This window comes from Streptomyces sp. NPDC045968 (assembly GCF_056430475.1).
Genome location: NZ_JBWKLF010000003.1, coordinates 439,464 through 453,874, shown reverse-complemented (window position 1 = coordinate 453,874; position 14,411 = coordinate 439,464). Strand labels below are relative to the sequence as shown.

The following is a 14,411-nucleotide window of genomic DNA, read 5'->3' as shown; positions in this document are numbered from 1 at the left end:
TCCAGATGACGAGCGCATAGAAGTCGTCGACGAGCAGCCCGTCGACGACCGACGGCGGCATGCTCAGGAGGTGGGCGAAGAGTCCGAGGTACTGAGCTCTGAGATCGACGATGTCGAGCTCGCAGATGCCGTCGGCTCGGGAGCGGAGTCCGCTGACACTGCTGCTGGGCTGAGGTCTTTTCCCTCAGCCTCGACCCGCTGCTTCTCGATGAAGTCCCGTGCGTGGTCAGGGTCAGCGGCTGCGTCTGGCACCTCGCGCAGTGCAAACACGACCTGATCGAGAGAGATGTCGGCGTCGGCGGCCCGAATCGCAAACGCCCCGCGGACCCACTCCTCGACCTCGCGCTTGTCGTAGCGCGTAACCATCTCGTCGACCCCGGGATCGAACTCGCCGAACCGAAGCTGGAGGTTGGCGCGCTTCTTCAGAATCCAGACCACGCCGCGCATCGAGTCGAGGTCCTCGTCCGTCAGACCTTCCTTGACCGCCGGCCACTTCTGGTCGATGGTCCGCGCGACGATCGACGCCTCGGACGACAGAAGGTCGCGGGCGTCGTAGTGCTCCGGCTCCCCGCCCTTGGGCGTGTAGACGATGATCACGGGTGCTCCTACTCAATCTGGCGGCGCACGTCATCGACGACGCGCGCCACTTCGGCGGTCATGCGAGGGGTGTGATTGCGGACGGCCTCGTCCCACCACAGAGGTGGCGCGGTCTGCTGCGCCCAGCGGCGGCGGTTCCCGAACACCGGGTGGCGCCACCGGCCGTCGTTGATCGCGGCCGGCATGTTGCGTAGGTCGGGTGGCAGTCGGCCCTTGTCGATCCAGACTCGGGCGCCGGGGTTCCCCGATACGCGGACGCTGATGCGGATTGCTTCGGCGATGGTCGCGCGGAGCGGCCTGGTCGTCGGGGAGGGGCCGCCCCGCTTGCCGGAGCCGCGGCCTGCCGACCGGATCGGCAGGCCGCGGACGGTGTTCTGTAGCTCATCTCGGAGTGGCTCAGCGGCCCGCCGGATACGGCGTTGCATGTTCCGCTGCACCGGCGCCCCAGATGCAGAGCGCAGTCGGCGGGAAAGCTCCAAGAGCTGGCCGGTGCCCAGAATCTGCACCGAGGCGGTAGCCACGGGCCACCTCCCTACAGCGCGATGTCCGTGGACATGTACTCGATCGCGACCGGGTTTGTGCCGTCGTAGAGCCCGGTGAAGCTCATCGTGGGCTTGATGACATCGAAGCCTTCGACCACCGGCGGTGCGTCGTCGATGCGGATGGCCGGCACCTTGAACGTGATGCGCTCGAAGTGCGTCGCCGCAATGAGCGGGCCGGTGAAGTCCCACACGAAGCTGGTCGCCGCGTCCGAGGTGTGCAGGTCATCGAGCAGCGTGGAGACGTAGTCGCCTTCGAGGCTGCCGGTGATCTTCACCTGGTCGTTCGAGATGGGCTCCTTCTTGAGCCCGGCCTGCCCGGCGTAGAACCGCTCGGTTGCCTGGGGCCTCTCGATTTTCAGGCTGACCTTGCGGATGCCGTCGAGCGCCACTTCCGTCCCGTACGCGCCGGTCTTCACCGACATCTGCCCGAAGTGGAACGGCGACATCGACGGGTACGTCGCGACCGCCAGCGTCTGTGTCTCGTCGCAGTCCTTGCTGTCGATCTCGAAGGAGACGGTCAGCATCCCGCCGACCTCGCACGAGAATTCAGCGCTGATGATTTTGCAGCCGAGGAAGGTCTTGTCCGTGACGACACCGGTCGTCAGCGGCACACACTTCTGGATGACCAGCGATTTCCCGGCGGTGTCGACGAGGAGGTGACTTTGCAGGTACGCCGCGGTTGCCGCCTGCTGAGCGGGAGTCACTGACGTGCCCATGAGCGTCTGCAACAGCACGCCCATGCCCTTGTTGGTGACCTCCATCTCCAGCGAGCCGGCTGCCTGCCGCTGGGTGACCACGCGCCGCGAGGACAGCGGGATCAGCCGACCCGCCGCGATGCCGGCGCTTTGGGCCGTCGTCTTCTTGAGCTGGAGGGATTCCTTCGTGAACTCGATGAACTTCGTCGGGGCGAGGAACGTCCCGTACGACGCTTCTGCCGCGATGCCGATCTGGGCGCCGAGCCCGGAGCCAATGGCCATGTCGTCACAGCTCCTTCGCTGCGGACTTCGCCGCGGTAGTGGTGGCCTTCTTCGGAGCGTCGGCCTTCGGCTCCTCGACTGCCTCCCACGTATGGGGCTGGCAGACGTAGCCCTCGTATCGCTCGTCGGGGACCTCGACCATCTCGTCGGGGTGGATCGTGCGGCTGCCGAGCTCCGGCACGGTGACCGGCTCGGCGCCGATGTAGCGCACTCGCGCCATGGGCGTACTCCCTGCTGTGGTGTTGGGTTGGTCAGATGCGGGCGCGACACGTCACCGTGAAGCCCAGGCCCGCGCGTACGCCTTGGTCGGTGTTGGACTGATGGAGCACGCCCCGGGTCATGTGGGCCCACAGGACCGCGCCGCCGAGAGTCGGCGCCTCCGGGTTCGGTCCGGTCGCCCGGATCGCGTCCTCGACGACGGCCAGGTGCTCGAAGACCCGCTGCCGGCACACCGCGATATCCGAGTCACCGGACCACGTGTCGATCCAGGACGAGATGACGAAGTCCTCGTCGCGCCGCCTGGCGCCCGCCGAGGCGAAGTCCTGCACCGTCTCGGCGGCCTGGTCCCCATCGGGCGCCCAGCCCACGGCCAGGAAGTCCTGGTCGGACATGTCGCCGACCGGCGGCCCGTCGATGACCTCCACCTCGGCCAGGCCCGGTGCGGCACGAAGGATCGTGAGGAGCGCAGCGATCGCGCCGGGTACTGCGGAGGTAGCCATCACGCCATCCCTGGGGGAATCTGGTCCGGGTTGAGCAGCTGCACAGCGCGGTTGGGGATGGCGTAGCCCAGGCCGGGGATCGGCTCGGTGACGTCGAAGTCACCAGTCCCCAGCTGTGGACGGCCGGGGCCCTGCTGGGTTCTCCACAGGTGCTGAAGGATGACGCGCGCGGCTGCGGTGATGTTCGCGTCGATGATGCGGCGCCCGGCCGTGTAGGTGACGCGCACCGGCCCGTACAGGCAGCCCCCGTCCCGGAGCCGGACGATGCCCGTCGACTCGTCGAGATCGAGGTCAGCCACCTCGTACGAGGTGCCACCGGACAGCACCGCAGCCACCGTAGAGATCGCGAGTGCTGGCACCTGGCGAAGCGCCAGCGACTCGACCCGGCGGACCGAGTGAACCTCGGTCACCGGCCGGACGACGACGGGGCCGACGAAATACTCGACGGCCCGCGTCGTCGCTTCGACCCAGAACCGGACCTCATCCCGGTCCGCTGAGCTCTTCTTGTTCAGGTGGTCCATGGCGTCGGACAGCGACAGGATCGACGGAGGAACTGCATCTCGAACGTCGAACGAGTCGGTGTACGCAGCGCCGGGGCCGGCGAAGAGCCAGCGGACGGTATGACGTCCGGCCTGGACCGTGGGGTAGTCGGCTTGGTACTGGCCGGTGACTGTCTCCTCGACAGCCAGTGAGGTGCTCGTGCCGTCGGGGAGTCCGATGGTGAGTACTGCCGTGGCGGCGGTAGTGAGGGTGCCGCCAGGATCTCGGCACTCAGCTGTCAGACGCGCTGTCGCGCCAAGGTCGTACGGCACCCTCGCCCCCTTACCGGGTCTCGATGCCGTCGCGCAGGTCGCCACCGTGCGAGACCTCGGCGGCCAGCTCGGCGTCCTCCTGGTCGGCGGCAGCGCGCGCCTCGTCGTTGGCACGGGCCTGCGCGAGGACGGCCTCCCGCTCCTTTGCGATGCCCGCCCGGTTCTGCCCGGCAGCCTCGACGTCGAGCACCCGCACCGCTTCCTCCTCGCCGACGTCCGCAAGGTAGGCGAGCACCTCGCGGTTGCTGTGCTCGTCCGGGTCGTACGCCTCGACCAGCAGTGGGTCGGCGGCGTCCGGATCGAAGCCCGCCACTACCGGCGGGACCGGCGGCAGGGGCGGAACCTCGGTGGCCCATACCGCGCGATGCCCGTCGGCCCACTTCTCCGCTTCCTCCTTGGCCAGGTCGACGACGTCGCCCGGCTGCCAGGAGAAGTCGAGGCCGGAGATCGCCTCCAGGATTCGGATGCGCGGCATCAGGCGTGCACCACCGGGGCGACCCGCGGGTTCGCCAGGAGCACCGTTGCGCCGAGCGTTCCGCCCGACGTCGTGCCGGCCGCCGCGAGCGCGACCCGCAGGTACCGCTTCTGGCCCTTGTAGCCGATCACGTACAGCTTGTTGTCGTCGGGTGCGGCGATGACCGGCTCCGTGCCCTGGAGCTCGGACGCGGCCACCGAGGACCAGGTGGTGTTGTCGTCGGACTCCTGGACGTCGACGGTGTGGGTTCCGTCGGTGATCACACCGGTGTGCACCACGATCATGGCGTCCTGGAACATCGAGCCGCTGCCGGCCCGGTCCACGCTGGTGCCGTTCGCAGATGCGGTGCGGGTGGCGATCGCCAGGGTCTCCCGCAAGGTGACGTTGTTGTACGCGTCCCTCATGACGCGCTCCTCTCAAGTCGAGCCGGGCCCTGGACCGCACTGGTCCTGGGCCACACAGCGGGATGGATCAGGCGGCCGGGTGCTGGTACAGGCGGACCGCCGAGGAGTCCTGGATCATGCCGTCCATGCGGGCGAACCCGAGGAAGCCGACCTGGAGGTACTCGGCGTACCGCTCGACGAGACGCATCGTCTGCACGTCCTGGACCTGGCGGATGACGTAGCCCGCCTTGAAGTCACCGAACGCGATGCTCTTCGCGCTGGCTGCCGGGGTGGGCATCGAGTTGTCGAGGGTGAACTCGAAGCCGTTGATCGTGGACGGGAAGCCGGGTGCCGGGATCGGCACCCACAGCGGCCGGCCCTGGCCGTCCTTGAGCTTGCGGATGACCTTGAGGGTGGAGTCGTTCATCAGATACCGGGCGTTGGCCCGGTACGCCGAGTCGACGGAGTGCTCTAGGTCGACCAGGTCGTCGTAGATGACTGCGGTGATCTGGCCGGCCGCACCGGTCTTGCCGACGACACCGTTGGTGGTGAGCCCTTCGGGCTGGTCCACGCCCGTGCCGGTGATCCAGCTCCGCGCGGCGCGCCGGCCGATGCGCTCGCCGAGCTTCTTCGGCACCCAGCTGTCGAGGTTGAACGCCGAGTCCTGGAGCAGCTGGAGCGCGACCTTCACCTGCTTCGAGCTGTACGTCACAGCCTTCAGCTTCCGGCCGCCGAGCACCAGGTCCTGCTCCCCGGCAGGCTGGTTCTCACCGAGGATCTCGCCCTCGTTGCCGGTGTCGTCGTTCGTCGGCCACGGCAGGTCCGCACCGGTGCTGGTGGTGATGACGTCGGCCAGGCCGAGCAGTCCGCCGAACGCCTTCATCGTCTCGGTCATGATGTTGCGGAATTCGTCCGGGACGAGGAACCCGCCCGTGGTGTCCACGTTGGTGCCCTGAGCACGAAGGTCGACCTGGTGGTCCATGAGCATGACCCGCTGCTCGCCAGTGAGGCGGTCCATGCCGCCGCGCAGGTAGAGGCCGAACGCCTCCGAGTATCGACGGGCCTGGTCCTCGTCGGTGCCGCGGGGCTCCCCGGTCGGGCCGGACGTGGTGACGATCTGCGACCGGTCGATCTTGTCGAGGGCGGCCATCTTGTTCATGCGGTCGATGTCGCCGGACACCTCAGTGAGACGGGCCTCCGCCTGGTCCCAGTTGCCGCGCTCCTCGGCCGTGAGGTCGCGGCCCTCGGACTCGGCCGCGTTCTGGATGTCCTGCATCCGCTGCCAGGTTCGGTTCTGCTCGTCGATGAGGCGCTTCAGTCGCTCGCTCATGGGGTGGGGCTCTCGCTTTCGGGCGTGCCAAAAAGCCCGGCGTCATGGCCGGGCTGGCGGGTGAGTGTCGGGTGGTGCTAGTTGCGGGGCAGGCCGAACCGTGCGGCCAGGGCCCGCATACGGAGGGACCGCGCATCGCGCTCGTTCCGAGTGGCGTCGGCCGGCTCGGTCAGCTCGTCGATTGCGGTGTCCTCGGTGGTGCTCTCGCGAGTGGACTCACCCGGCTCGCGGTCGATCGTCAGCATGTCGAGGAGCTCGGGCCGGTACTGCGCCCGCTGCTCGATCGCGGCCATGTCGCCGCGGTGCGCCAGAGCCGAAGCCACAGCGCGGAGGGAAGCCACGGTGTCCGTGTACGCAGGGAACGTCACCGCGCTGACCTCGAACAACTTGACCTCCTGGATCGTGCGGAGCTCCGCCTGGACGACCTGGTCGTCCTTCGTCTCCACATCGATCAGCGTCCACTCGTCCTTGACGACCTGGAACCCGAAGCTCATCCCGGTGATGTTGCCGTTCCGGAGATTCGCCTTCAGGTCCTGGACGTAGGACAGGGCGGGGTCGAGGGCCGAGTCGACCGGGAGGCCGCGGGCGTCCTGCGCCAGGGCCAGGCTGCCGGCGGATACTCGGCTGACCACGTAGTAGGTGTCGTGGTCGATCAGCATCCGGGCGTCACCCTCGCTGATCGTCTTGGTGAAAGCGCCGGGCGCGACTTCCTCGTAGAAGCCCCAACGCAGGGGGTTACCGATCGACGTGCGGCTGTTGAACATGGCGGCGTAGCCGAAGAATCGCTCCTCGCCGCCCTCGCCTTCGCCCGCCCGAACCGCAACCTCTGCCGTGGACAACGGCAGATGGCGGCGCTCCTCCTGAACCGTCGTCCTCGTCAGGGTCCTCATGTGGTCTCTCCGGTTTCGTCGGGTGTGTGCATGAGGCGTTGCGCCTCGACCATGAGCGCGGCCGCGCGGGCCGCGTTGCTGCCAGCGGCAGGCGGCGGGGCGCTGTCCTGCCCGGCCAGCGGGTTGAATCCCAGCGGCGCCATGTACATCGGCTGGAGGTGCAGGTCGCCCTCCGGGCCGGTGAGCGGCGGCCGGTCCTCCAACGCCAAGATGTCGTTCGCCGAGTAGGCGCCGACGTCGCGCATTGCCCGGTAGAACGTCGCCCTCGCGGCGCTATCGCCACGGAGCAGGCCGGCCAACTGGTACTTCGCGTACATGTCTTTCGGCAGGAGCTCCTTCGTGACGCGCTGCTCCGTAGGAGCCAGCCACGTCGGAGACAGGTCCCAGGTCACAAACCCGTCCGCCTGCTGCTCCAGCCCCGTCCCCCACGATGTGCTCTTCGAGGTCTCCATCAGCAGGAAGAGCGGGACGCCAAACATCCTCGCCACTTCGCTGACCTGAAACTCTCGCGACTCCAGGAACTGGGCGTCGACGTTCGGCATGGCCACGGGCTTGAAGCTCGCCCCGGAGTCCAGGACAGCTACCTCGTGGGCGTTCCCGACGCCGGACATCTTGGCTTTCCAGCGCTCCTTCAGCGCGTTCGCCTGGTCCGGGTTCAGCCGCTGCTCGGTCTGCAGGACACCGCCGATCATGTTGCCGGAGCCGAACAGCCGGGCCGCAGACATCTCGGCGGCTTGCGCCAGGCTGATGCCCTGGGCGGCCAGCCGGACCGGCGAGCAGCCCGTGATCCCGTCGTACCCCACGCCGGGGATGTGGAGGATCTCGTGCGGCGTGAGGATGTGCTGAGCGCCCCAGTCGTCTGTGACCTGGAAGAGTTTCCCGGACGGCAGGTCATCGTCCGGCCGTACCCGCTCGACCTGGACCCGGTCCGGGGTGATCGGCCACAGCTCCCGGATTGCGCCCGACGGGCTGCGGATCTTTTGCACGTACGTGTTGCCCCACAGCACCCGGTGCACGTACCCGAGTCGCATGACTTCCAGCAGCGTCAGGTCCGGATGCGGATCTGTGAGCAGGTCGAACTGCTTCTTCTCCTTCGTGCCAACCTTGTACGTCGGCAACGGGAGAGCCGCAGAGACGTTCGCGATGACGTTCACGGACCGCCACACCGCCGGCATATGGAGGCTGCTGCGTTCCGTCACCGCCACCCCGGCCGCTGTCGCGCGGCCGCCGAGGTACTCCATCAGCGCGGCGGAGGTGAGCGGCGCCGAAGGGTTCTCTACGCTCCGCCGATCGAAGAGTCCGAACAGACCTGTCACTTCCGCTCACCTCCGTCCCCGCTACCGTCGTGCTGCCCACCAGCAGCACGTCCCGCTGACGCGCGTTCACACGCCAGCACTCCCAGCACCCCGCCCACCAGCAGGGCCGCCGGGAAGCTCCATAGGCCGATGCCCACCACGGCCACCAGCACGAACGCCACCTCTGCGGCGAACAACCACCGTTCGATCACCACAGGTTGGGCGCCCCTTCAGGCTCGATGTCGGCACGTTCCGCGTGGCCCCAGGCGGCGTGTGTGGCCGCGACCAGCGGTGTGATGTCCACGGACACGCCCCGCCTCGACCACGCCCAGCCGTCGCCGACCGGGCGCTTGTCCGCCCCGGCCAGCGCGGTCGCGAGTGGCGCCTGGTCCAGATGCACGAGCGTCTGGTCCGCTACCGCGTCGAAGAACTGGCCGCTCGCCGCCGCCACCTGCCGAGTCGTCATCTCGACGAGCAGGTCCTCGTCGCCGCTGACCTTGTCGTGCCCAGCCGCCGCGAGCGCCTTCTTCACCGCAGGGATCAGCGACGCTGCCGGCCCGCCGGAGTCGACGACGACCGCGCACGGCCGCCACTTCTCCACCAGCTCGACCAGGCGCTCGACGACCCAGCCCGTGCCGGACCGGTGGTCGATCACCTCAACGTGTGTGGCATCGCCGTTCCGGCCGGCCGCGCAGATCGCGCTGTGCGACCGCTCAGGAGTCGTGTCAATGGCGAAGGCCACCGGGTCGCTCATCGCGGACGTACCGTCGGCCAGGGCCCGCCAGGTCTCTTCGTCGATGACCCGCCACGTGTCGCCTTCCTCGGACGGGTAGTCGCCTACACCGAGCCGCTCGCGGGCGAAGATCTCAGGGGACATGGTCAGCCGCTCCCGCTCTGTGTGGGCCAGCGTCAGGCGGTAGCCCAAGGCGGGGTTCGCCTTCGCCACGGACAGTGGTGACAGCGGGTCATCGTGCTCGGTGCAGTCGGGCGCGCACTCGCGTACGTGCGGGTTGATCGACCACTCCAGGTAAGCGAGCGAGGGGTCTGGCTTGCCGGACTCCATGGCCGCGAGCGCGCGGCGCCGCAGACGGGCCAGCTGTACGGACGGTGAGCCGATGCCAGCGCTCCCCAGGTACCAGACCTGCGGGTTCTTCACGGCCGCCATGGTCGGCATCAGGGCGCCCATGGCGTCGTCGCCGAGGATCATGTCCTCGTCCAACATGTTGCAGTCGCCCGTGAACCCTCGACCGCTGCCGCCGGAGCGGGCCAGGAACCGCAACCGCTGGCCGGTCAGGAGCTCGATGGCTTCCTCGCCGGTGGTCCGCCGTACGGCCTTGACCCGTTTCCGCAGCGAGTCCGTGTTTGTGACCAGCGCGACGATCCGCCGGAACGCCTCGACCGACGTCTTGAACTCGTGGGCCGAGTGGATGATCAGGCGCTCGCCCAGGAGGAACAGCCCGGCCAACTCCCTGGCCTCGATGATTCCGCCCTTGCCGTTCTGCCTGGCCACGTTGACTGCGACCTCGAACGCAGACCAGTTGCCGTCCGGCCGTTCCCCGAGCCCCACGTGCATGGCGAACTGCTGCCACTCGTCCAGGCGAAGGCCGGCCACAGCCGCCAGCTCGATGGCCTCCTGACCCGCTGACGACGTGTACGGGGGCGCTGTGAAGACCCGCGGCCGCTGTACGCCCCGCCCGTCCGGGACGTGAACGGGCTCATGCACCACGGCGCGTGGCCCGTCGAGCGGCGAGGTCATCGAGCGCATCCCCCTCGGTCTTGACGGGGGCGAGCTTGCGGAGCTCCTGCATCGTGGCGCGGAGCTCACGGGCCGCGACTGCGATGGCGGTAGGGGCGTCGCTCTCGTCGATCACTTGGGCGAGCTGGATCGCGAGGGTGGACAGGCCAGGGGAGATGTCTCCGACGCCGAGCATTTCGATCTCGTCGCGGGTGCCGTCCTCGACCATGAGCGCCACCCCCGATCACAGAACTGACGTTCCGTCAAGTAGCGGAGAGTGACGACGGTGGTGTCACGCTAAGTGATGGTGATCTTGGGGTCGATTCGAGGATTCGGGTCAAGATCATTTTGTAGGGGGGCTCGCGCAAAAAACCGGGCGACAAGGGCGTTTGGGTCGCCCGCCTCTGAGCTCGACTTTTGATCCACTCTCTCCCCCGCGACCGTGATCGGCAGCCGAAGATGATCACTGTCGGGGTCGGGGCGACCGGTCAGGACTCGGTCACCATGCTCGGGATGCCTGGGTGGTCACTGCGCGTGATCCGCCCTTGCGGCGGTCTCGGTACCAGCGAGTGACGACCGCGTCCATCGCTGGCTGGCGCATGTCCCGAACTCGTTGTCGAACGATCGCTTCGCCTGGGTCGACGGTGATGATCCGTGCGCCGAGCCGCTTGTATCTGGCGCGCGCCTTGGCCTGGGGCATGGTGTGGATGAGGTAGACGTCGAGCAGGTCGGCGAGCTGCTCGGCTTCGTGTACGGCGGCCTGGCGGGCGCGGTAGACGACGCGGAGGAGTTCGGGGCTGTGGTTGTGGTGGTCTGCGCCGGGTCCGGCCATGGCGAGGGCGATGAGGTCGAGGTCGATGACGATGTCGCGCGGCTTGGCGTGCGCTTTGATCCAGCTGGACTTGCCTGCTGCTGGTGGGCCGGTGACGACGATCAGCACGTGGTCACCTCTGGGCGAGCTCGGCGATCACGCTGATCGGTACGTCGACTGACTTGGGTGTGAGGGTGGGGGCGGCTGTCCTGCCGCGCCAGGTGTCGACCACGTCGATGCCGTTGATGGTGTCGACGCGGATCGGGTTGTGGCAGGTGTCGACGTCGACCACGGTGATGTCCTGCTCGATCAGTGGCACGAGGTGCTCGCGCACCAGGGCGGCCCACGGGAAGTCGATCTCGTTGTAGTCGAGGCCGTGGGCTTCGCAGTAGGCGAGCCACTCGTCGGGGTCGTCGCCGTCGTTGAAGCCCCACTTCGAGAGGAGGTCGGCGGCGAAGAGGGTGATGTGTGGCTCGGCTGGGGTCACCTTCGCGGTGGGCGGAAGCTCGGTAGAGAACGCCGCGTTGTGCGTATCGACGTGCGCGCGTACGGGGTCCAGGTCGAGCGACATGGTGGCGTGGGTCAGCCGAACGGGGATGGTGATGGGCTCGTTGCACTCGGGGCATCGGACCCTCGCTGTGGTCTGGCCGATGGCCATGATCACCACCTCCGGGAGGCTCGGGGCTGCTTGACGGCGGTCCGGTTTCCGCGCGCGCTGTTGCAGCGGCGGTGTGCGGACCGGGCGTTGGCAGGGTCAAGGAGGTCGCCGCCACGGGAGAGCGGGACCAGGTGGTCGAGGGTGAACGCGTCGCCGTGCTTGCCCGCGTCGCGGCCCCGGATGTCGTACCGGATGTTGTGGCCGCAGAGCCAGCACGGGAGGCCGAGGGTGCGTTGCCGGGTGCAGAGCGCGCGGTAGCGGCGCCCGTTGCGGGGGTTGCCGGCCACGGGCGCCCCCCTTCAGCTCAGCACTTCTCGTCGAGGAAGTACCTGGCCATGTCGGGTTCGTCGCCTGTCGGCTCGGCGGCGGCATCCGCCATCTCTTGGCCTACGGCCTCGGCCCCGTCGGTCGTAAGACGGTCACAGACGGTCTGCTGCTGCTCTGTGGGCGTCTGGTCCCAGGCCACGTCCCACGCTGTTTCGTTCGCGGCGTCGTCGAGGATGTCGTCCTTGTGTCCCGTGAGCACGTCACCGACGAGGGCCGCGTATTGGTCCTGGCTCAGGTGGGCGCATTCGGGGTCGGTGGAGACGTCGCGGGCAGCGTCAGCGGCGTAGTTGCGCTCCAGCAGGGACTTGCAGTCCTCTGCGTTGTGCTCGGGCGACGGCGAGGCGGTGGTGACGGTCGTGCTTGGCGTCGTCGCCTCGTCGTTGTGGCTGCCGCAGCCGGTGAGGGCGAGCAGGGCGGCGGCGCTGATCGCAGCCGTGGTGATGGTGGTGCGCATGGTCCCCCCAGGGTGTTGCGTGATGTGGGGGACATCATCCTGTGCCTGATGCGCACTTCGCGGTGATGTGGCCGGGCCGTGACATGTGAGCGCCCCAGCCACCCCACGGCGGGTGTAGCGCTGGGGCGAGTCTTGGCCGGATGGCAGGATGCCGTGCCTACGCGGTCGGACCTCTGTTGCTGCGGCTCGACGGCCGAAGCGGCTCTTGTGTCCGGGCACGCCGGACTTGGGGCCAATGATCAGGCACGGTGTGGCAGAACGCAAGCAACCGGCAGACAGCGGGCATGTCGGCCGCTTAGCTGATGGCGTTTCACGTGAAACCTATTCGCTGGGTGCAGACAGGGAACTAGCGGTGTCCTCGCGCGTGTCGAACCGTCCGGCGGTGGCGTTCTCGCAGGTCGCGGCACCTGTCGAGCGCACGTCCGAACGGGGGTGCCGGTAAACCTCTGCCGTGTCCGCCTGTACCCGTAGGATGGCGACTGCCAAACAGATTCCTCCACTGAACTCCTGTCCGCGCGGGCGGAGTTCGTTAGCCACCGGCGCTACGAAGGGTGCCGACTGGAGGATGAAGGGAGGTGGTGTGATGGGTTCGGAGCCAGAGGAGCCTCGCAGGTCGTGGACCAGTGCCGAGAAGGCGCAGGTCTGGGTAGGCGTGGCAGGAATCCTGGTAGCGATCTTCATCGCCCTGGTGGGGTAGTTCGCTCAGCGTCTGGGGGCACCCACGACGAGACCGGTCGGGACCGATGGCGGCTGCACATGCAGCAAGCCCGGTCTGCTGATACGCGACCGGGCTCGTGAACTGCGACGGGGGGCCTGACTCTGGCAGGAGTTGGGTCCTCCGTTGTATTACATGCCAACTAAGTGGTCACTCCACCCTAGCGCACTGTGCCGTGCGTTAAGAGGTGAACGTATGCGGGCAGCTCACTGCTCGGGGGCGCGTCGGTATCCGCGGCGGCTTGCGAGGGCGGTGGTGATGGTGGCGCCGGTCCAGCGGTGCGCGGGACCTTCGGTGTTGTCGGGGGCCGGCCAGCGGCCCTTGGAGACGTCGGCGCGGATCGTGGCGGCCTTGATGCCGGTGGTGGCCGCGATGTCGCGTGCGGTGTAGAGGCGGCGGGGCTCGAAGCTGGTGTCCTCGCGTGCGAAGTGCTCGCGGACGACCTGGTCGACGGCGGCGGGGGCGTAGACGTACGCGTGGCCGCGCTTGCCGACCGGCTCGGGCCAGGCGGGGTGGCGGGACCACTGGGCGCTGAGGGTGTTGTAGGCGCGGCCGTAGCGGGCGGCGATCTCGCGGAGGGTCTCTCCGTCGGCGGGCGGGGTGGCTACCATGGTGGTCTGGCCTTTCTGGCTGGGTGGGACCGGCAGTGTTTCGCGAGCGCCCTTCGGGGTGTCTGGGCTTCGGCCTGGCGCTGCCGGTCTTTTCTGCGTTCAGGGGGGCCGCCCCCGGCTGGGTGCCGGGGGCGACGGTGGTGTTACTCGTTCTCTTCGAGCCAGCGGTCTGCGAGCCAGATGCTGATCTCGCGGATCTTGGTGTCGGCGTCGTCGAGGATGGTTGCGGCGCTAAGTGCGCGGGCGGTGTGGAAGCCGTTGACGATGAGCATCGTGAAGATGTCGACGGCCCCCAGCCAGTAGGCGCAGGCGCTCACGAAGGTGTCCTTCGGGCCCTCGGGGAGCGGCTGCTCCTCGATGAGGTTCATTGCCCGGCGGATTGCGGGGATGGCGTCGACGAGGTCGAGCTCCTTGCCGGTGGGGGCGGGCAGGGTGATCGGGATCGGGAGGCCCGCGCAGATGGCGCTGAGGTCGAGGTAGGCGTGTGCGATCAGCCCGGACAGGTGGCCCTTGGTCTCGTCTTCGAAGTCGGACATTGTCTGCCTTTCGGTTGGGTGGTGGGTCGGGGTTCGCGGCCCCTTCCGTGTGCCTCCAGTATGGCATCAAGGCCATTGAATTGCAACACCTCTGGGGAAGGTGAATGGGAGAGGCCCCCGGCTGGATGTCGGGGGCCTCTCCGGTGGTGATTACTCCTGGTCGGCCAGCCAGACCGTCAGGTCCATCATGTGGTTGTCGGCCATGATGAGAGCGGCGGCCGCCGAGTGCGCGCGGGCGGTGTGGAACTCCTCGCGGTGCAGGAGGCTGTAGCTGTCCATCGCGCCGAGCCAGAATGCGGCGACCGCGAACAGCGTTGCCTGCTGCTCCTCGGGCAGCGGCTGGTCCTCCGTGATGTCCATCAGGCGCCGGATGGCCGGGACGGCCTCCAGGTTGGAGACTGCGCCGTTCGGCAGGGTCACCGGGATGGGGAGGGCGAGGCAGATGGTGACCAGCCCGCTGTAGGTGACGCTGAGGTGGGAGGCGATCGTGTGCATCGCGTGGTCTTCGAAGTCCGACATCGTGTCTGCCTTTCGGTTGGGTGGT

Annotated in this window: 20 protein-coding genes; all 20 read right to left on the bottom strand. The window is 68.1% G+C overall.

The window, feature by feature from the left end; all coding sequences use genetic code 11:
- Positions 1 to 63: 63 nt before the first annotated feature.
- Complete coding sequence (locus AC07FA_RS11695) at positions 64 to 597, bottom strand: hypothetical protein (protein WP_479074849.1); 534 nt, start codon at positions 595 to 597, stop codon at positions 64 to 66.
- An 8-nt stretch (positions 598 to 605) separates the two neighbouring features.
- Positions 606 to 1,118, bottom strand: coding sequence for a hypothetical protein (locus tag AC07FA_RS11690; RefSeq protein ID WP_479074847.1), 513 nt, complete (start codon positions 1,116 to 1,118; stop codon positions 606 to 608).
- Between the two features lie 11 nt (positions 1,119 to 1,129).
- Entirely contained in the window at positions 1,130 to 2,116 is a 987-nt protein-coding gene (locus AC07FA_RS11685) for a phage tail tube protein (protein WP_479074845.1), read from the bottom strand.
- 4 nt (positions 2,117 to 2,120) lie between these two features.
- Positions 2,121 to 2,336 carry a hypothetical protein gene (locus tag AC07FA_RS11680; RefSeq protein ID WP_479074843.1) on the bottom strand — a complete coding sequence of 72 codons (216 nt, stop codon included), beginning with the start codon at positions 2,334 to 2,336 and terminating at the stop codon, positions 2,121 to 2,123.
- A 31-nt stretch (positions 2,337 to 2,367) separates the two neighbouring features.
- Entirely contained in the window at positions 2,368 to 2,835 is a 468-nt protein-coding gene (locus AC07FA_RS11675) for a hypothetical protein (protein WP_479074841.1), read from the bottom strand.
- Positions 2,835 to 3,647, bottom strand: coding sequence for a hypothetical protein (locus AC07FA_RS11670; RefSeq protein ID WP_479074839.1), 813 nt, complete (start codon positions 3,645 to 3,647; stop codon positions 2,835 to 2,837). The genes AC07FA_RS11675 and AC07FA_RS11670 overlap by 1 nt, the downstream gene beginning before the upstream one ends.
- Before the next feature lie 10 nt (positions 3,648 to 3,657).
- The gene (locus tag AC07FA_RS11665) at positions 3,658 to 4,122 is read right to left on the bottom strand and encodes a hypothetical protein (protein ID WP_479074837.1); all 465 of its coding nucleotides are present in this window, start codon (positions 4,120 to 4,122) and stop codon (positions 3,658 to 3,660) included.
- Complete coding sequence (locus tag AC07FA_RS11660; protein ID WP_479074835.1) at positions 4,122 to 4,526, bottom strand: hypothetical protein; 405 nt, start codon at positions 4,524 to 4,526, stop codon at positions 4,122 to 4,124. Before AC07FA_RS11660 ends, AC07FA_RS11665 begins: the two co-directional genes overlap by 1 nt.
- Positions 4,527 to 4,593: 67 nt before the next feature.
- Entirely contained in the window at positions 4,594 to 5,835 is a 1,242-nt protein-coding gene (locus AC07FA_RS11655; protein ID WP_479074834.1) for a phage major capsid protein, read from the bottom strand.
- A 77-nt stretch (positions 5,836 to 5,912) separates the two neighbouring features.
- Complete coding sequence (locus AC07FA_RS11650) at positions 5,913 to 6,725, bottom strand: HK97 family phage prohead protease (protein WP_479074832.1); 813 nt, start codon at positions 6,723 to 6,725, stop codon at positions 5,913 to 5,915.
- Positions 6,722 to 7,966: a phage portal protein gene (locus AC07FA_RS11645; protein ID WP_479074831.1), complete on the bottom strand. Its 1,245-nt coding sequence runs from the start codon at positions 7,964 to 7,966 to the stop codon at positions 6,722 to 6,724. The genes AC07FA_RS11650 and AC07FA_RS11645 overlap by 4 nt, the downstream gene beginning before the upstream one ends.
- A 262-nt stretch (positions 7,967 to 8,228) precedes the next feature.
- Positions 8,229 to 9,776, bottom strand: coding sequence for a terminase (locus AC07FA_RS11640; RefSeq protein WP_479074829.1), 1,548 nt, complete (start codon positions 9,774 to 9,776; stop codon positions 8,229 to 8,231).
- The gene (locus tag AC07FA_RS11635) at positions 9,736 to 9,984 is read right to left on the bottom strand and encodes a hypothetical protein (protein WP_479075172.1); all 249 of its coding nucleotides are present in this window, start codon (positions 9,982 to 9,984) and stop codon (positions 9,736 to 9,738) included. Before AC07FA_RS11635 ends, AC07FA_RS11640 begins: the two co-directional genes overlap by 41 nt.
- 270 nt (positions 9,985 to 10,254) lie before the next feature.
- Complete coding sequence (locus AC07FA_RS11630; protein ID WP_479074828.1) at positions 10,255 to 10,695, bottom strand: AAA family ATPase; 441 nt, start codon at positions 10,693 to 10,695, stop codon at positions 10,255 to 10,257.
- A 4-nt stretch (positions 10,696 to 10,699) separates the two neighbouring features.
- Positions 10,700 to 11,224: a hypothetical protein gene (locus tag AC07FA_RS11625; protein ID WP_479074826.1), complete on the bottom strand. Its 525-nt coding sequence runs from the start codon at positions 11,222 to 11,224 to the stop codon at positions 10,700 to 10,702.
- Positions 11,225 to 11,226: 2 nt separating this feature from the next.
- On the bottom strand, positions 11,227 to 11,511 hold the full coding sequence (locus AC07FA_RS11620) for an HNH endonuclease (RefSeq protein WP_479074825.1): 285 nt from the start codon (positions 11,509 to 11,511) through the stop codon (positions 11,227 to 11,229).
- Between the two features lie 17 nt (positions 11,512 to 11,528).
- The gene (locus AC07FA_RS11615; protein ID WP_479074823.1) at positions 11,529 to 12,005 is read right to left on the bottom strand and encodes a hypothetical protein; all 477 of its coding nucleotides are present in this window, start codon (positions 12,003 to 12,005) and stop codon (positions 11,529 to 11,531) included.
- A 921-nt stretch (positions 12,006 to 12,926) separates the two neighbouring features.
- On the bottom strand, positions 12,927 to 13,331 hold the full coding sequence (locus AC07FA_RS11610) for a hypothetical protein (RefSeq protein WP_479074821.1): 405 nt from the start codon (positions 13,329 to 13,331) through the stop codon (positions 12,927 to 12,929).
- A 143-nt stretch (positions 13,332 to 13,474) separates the two neighbouring features.
- A complete protein-coding gene (locus tag AC07FA_RS11605) occupies positions 13,475 to 13,867 on the bottom strand; it encodes a hypothetical protein (protein ID WP_479074820.1) in 393 nt (130 codons plus the stop codon).
- Positions 13,868 to 14,017: 150 nt separating this feature from the next.
- Positions 14,018 to 14,386: a hypothetical protein gene (locus tag AC07FA_RS11600; RefSeq protein ID WP_479074818.1), complete on the bottom strand. Its 369-nt coding sequence runs from the start codon at positions 14,384 to 14,386 to the stop codon at positions 14,018 to 14,020.
- Positions 14,387 to 14,411 lie beyond the last annotated feature (25 nt).

Coding starts and splice junctions, on each gene's coding strand:
- AC07FA_RS11685 (WP_479074845.1), bottom strand. CDS start 2,116: ATGGCCATTGGCTCCGGGCTCGGCGCCCAGATCGGCATCGCGGCAGAA.
- AC07FA_RS11680 (WP_479074843.1), bottom strand. CDS start 2,336: ATGGCGCGAGTGCGCTACATCGGCGCCGAGCCGGTCACCGTGCCGGAG.
- AC07FA_RS11675 (WP_479074841.1), bottom strand. CDS start 2,835: ATGGCTACCTCCGCAGTACCCGGCGCGATCGCTGCGCTCCTCACGATC.
- AC07FA_RS11665 (WP_479074837.1), bottom strand. CDS start 4,122: ATGCCGCGCATCCGAATCCTGGAGGCGATCTCCGGCCTCGACTTCTCC.
- AC07FA_RS11660 (WP_479074835.1), bottom strand. CDS start 4,526: ATGAGGGACGCGTACAACAACGTCACCTTGCGGGAGACCCTGGCGATC.
- AC07FA_RS11655 (WP_479074834.1), bottom strand. CDS start 5,835: ATGAGCGAGCGACTGAAGCGCCTCATCGACGAGCAGAACCGAACCTGG.
- AC07FA_RS11650 (WP_479074832.1), bottom strand. CDS start 6,725: ATGAGGACCCTGACGAGGACGACGGTTCAGGAGGAGCGCCGCCATCTG.
- AC07FA_RS11645 (WP_479074831.1), bottom strand. CDS start 7,966: ATGGAGTACCTCGGCGGCCGCGCGACAGCGGCCGGGGTGGCGGTGACG.
- AC07FA_RS11640 (WP_479074829.1), bottom strand. CDS start 9,776: ATGACCTCGCCGCTCGACGGGCCACGCGCCGTGGTGCATGAGCCCGTT.
- AC07FA_RS11635 (WP_479075172.1), bottom strand. CDS start 9,984: ATGGTCGAGGACGGCACCCGCGACGAGATCGAAATGCTCGGCGTCGGA.
- AC07FA_RS11625 (WP_479074826.1), bottom strand. CDS start 11,224: ATGGCCATCGGCCAGACCACAGCGAGGGTCCGATGCCCCGAGTGCAAC.
- AC07FA_RS11615 (WP_479074823.1), bottom strand. CDS start 12,005: ATGCGCACCACCATCACCACGGCTGCGATCAGCGCCGCCGCCCTGCTC.
- AC07FA_RS11610 (WP_479074821.1), bottom strand. CDS start 13,331: ATGGTAGCCACCCCGCCCGCCGACGGAGAGACCCTCCGCGAGATCGCC.
- AC07FA_RS11605 (WP_479074820.1), bottom strand. CDS start 13,867: ATGTCCGACTTCGAAGACGAGACCAAGGGCCACCTGTCCGGGCTGATC.
- AC07FA_RS11600 (WP_479074818.1), bottom strand. CDS start 14,386: ATGTCGGACTTCGAAGACCACGCGATGCACACGATCGCCTCCCACCTC.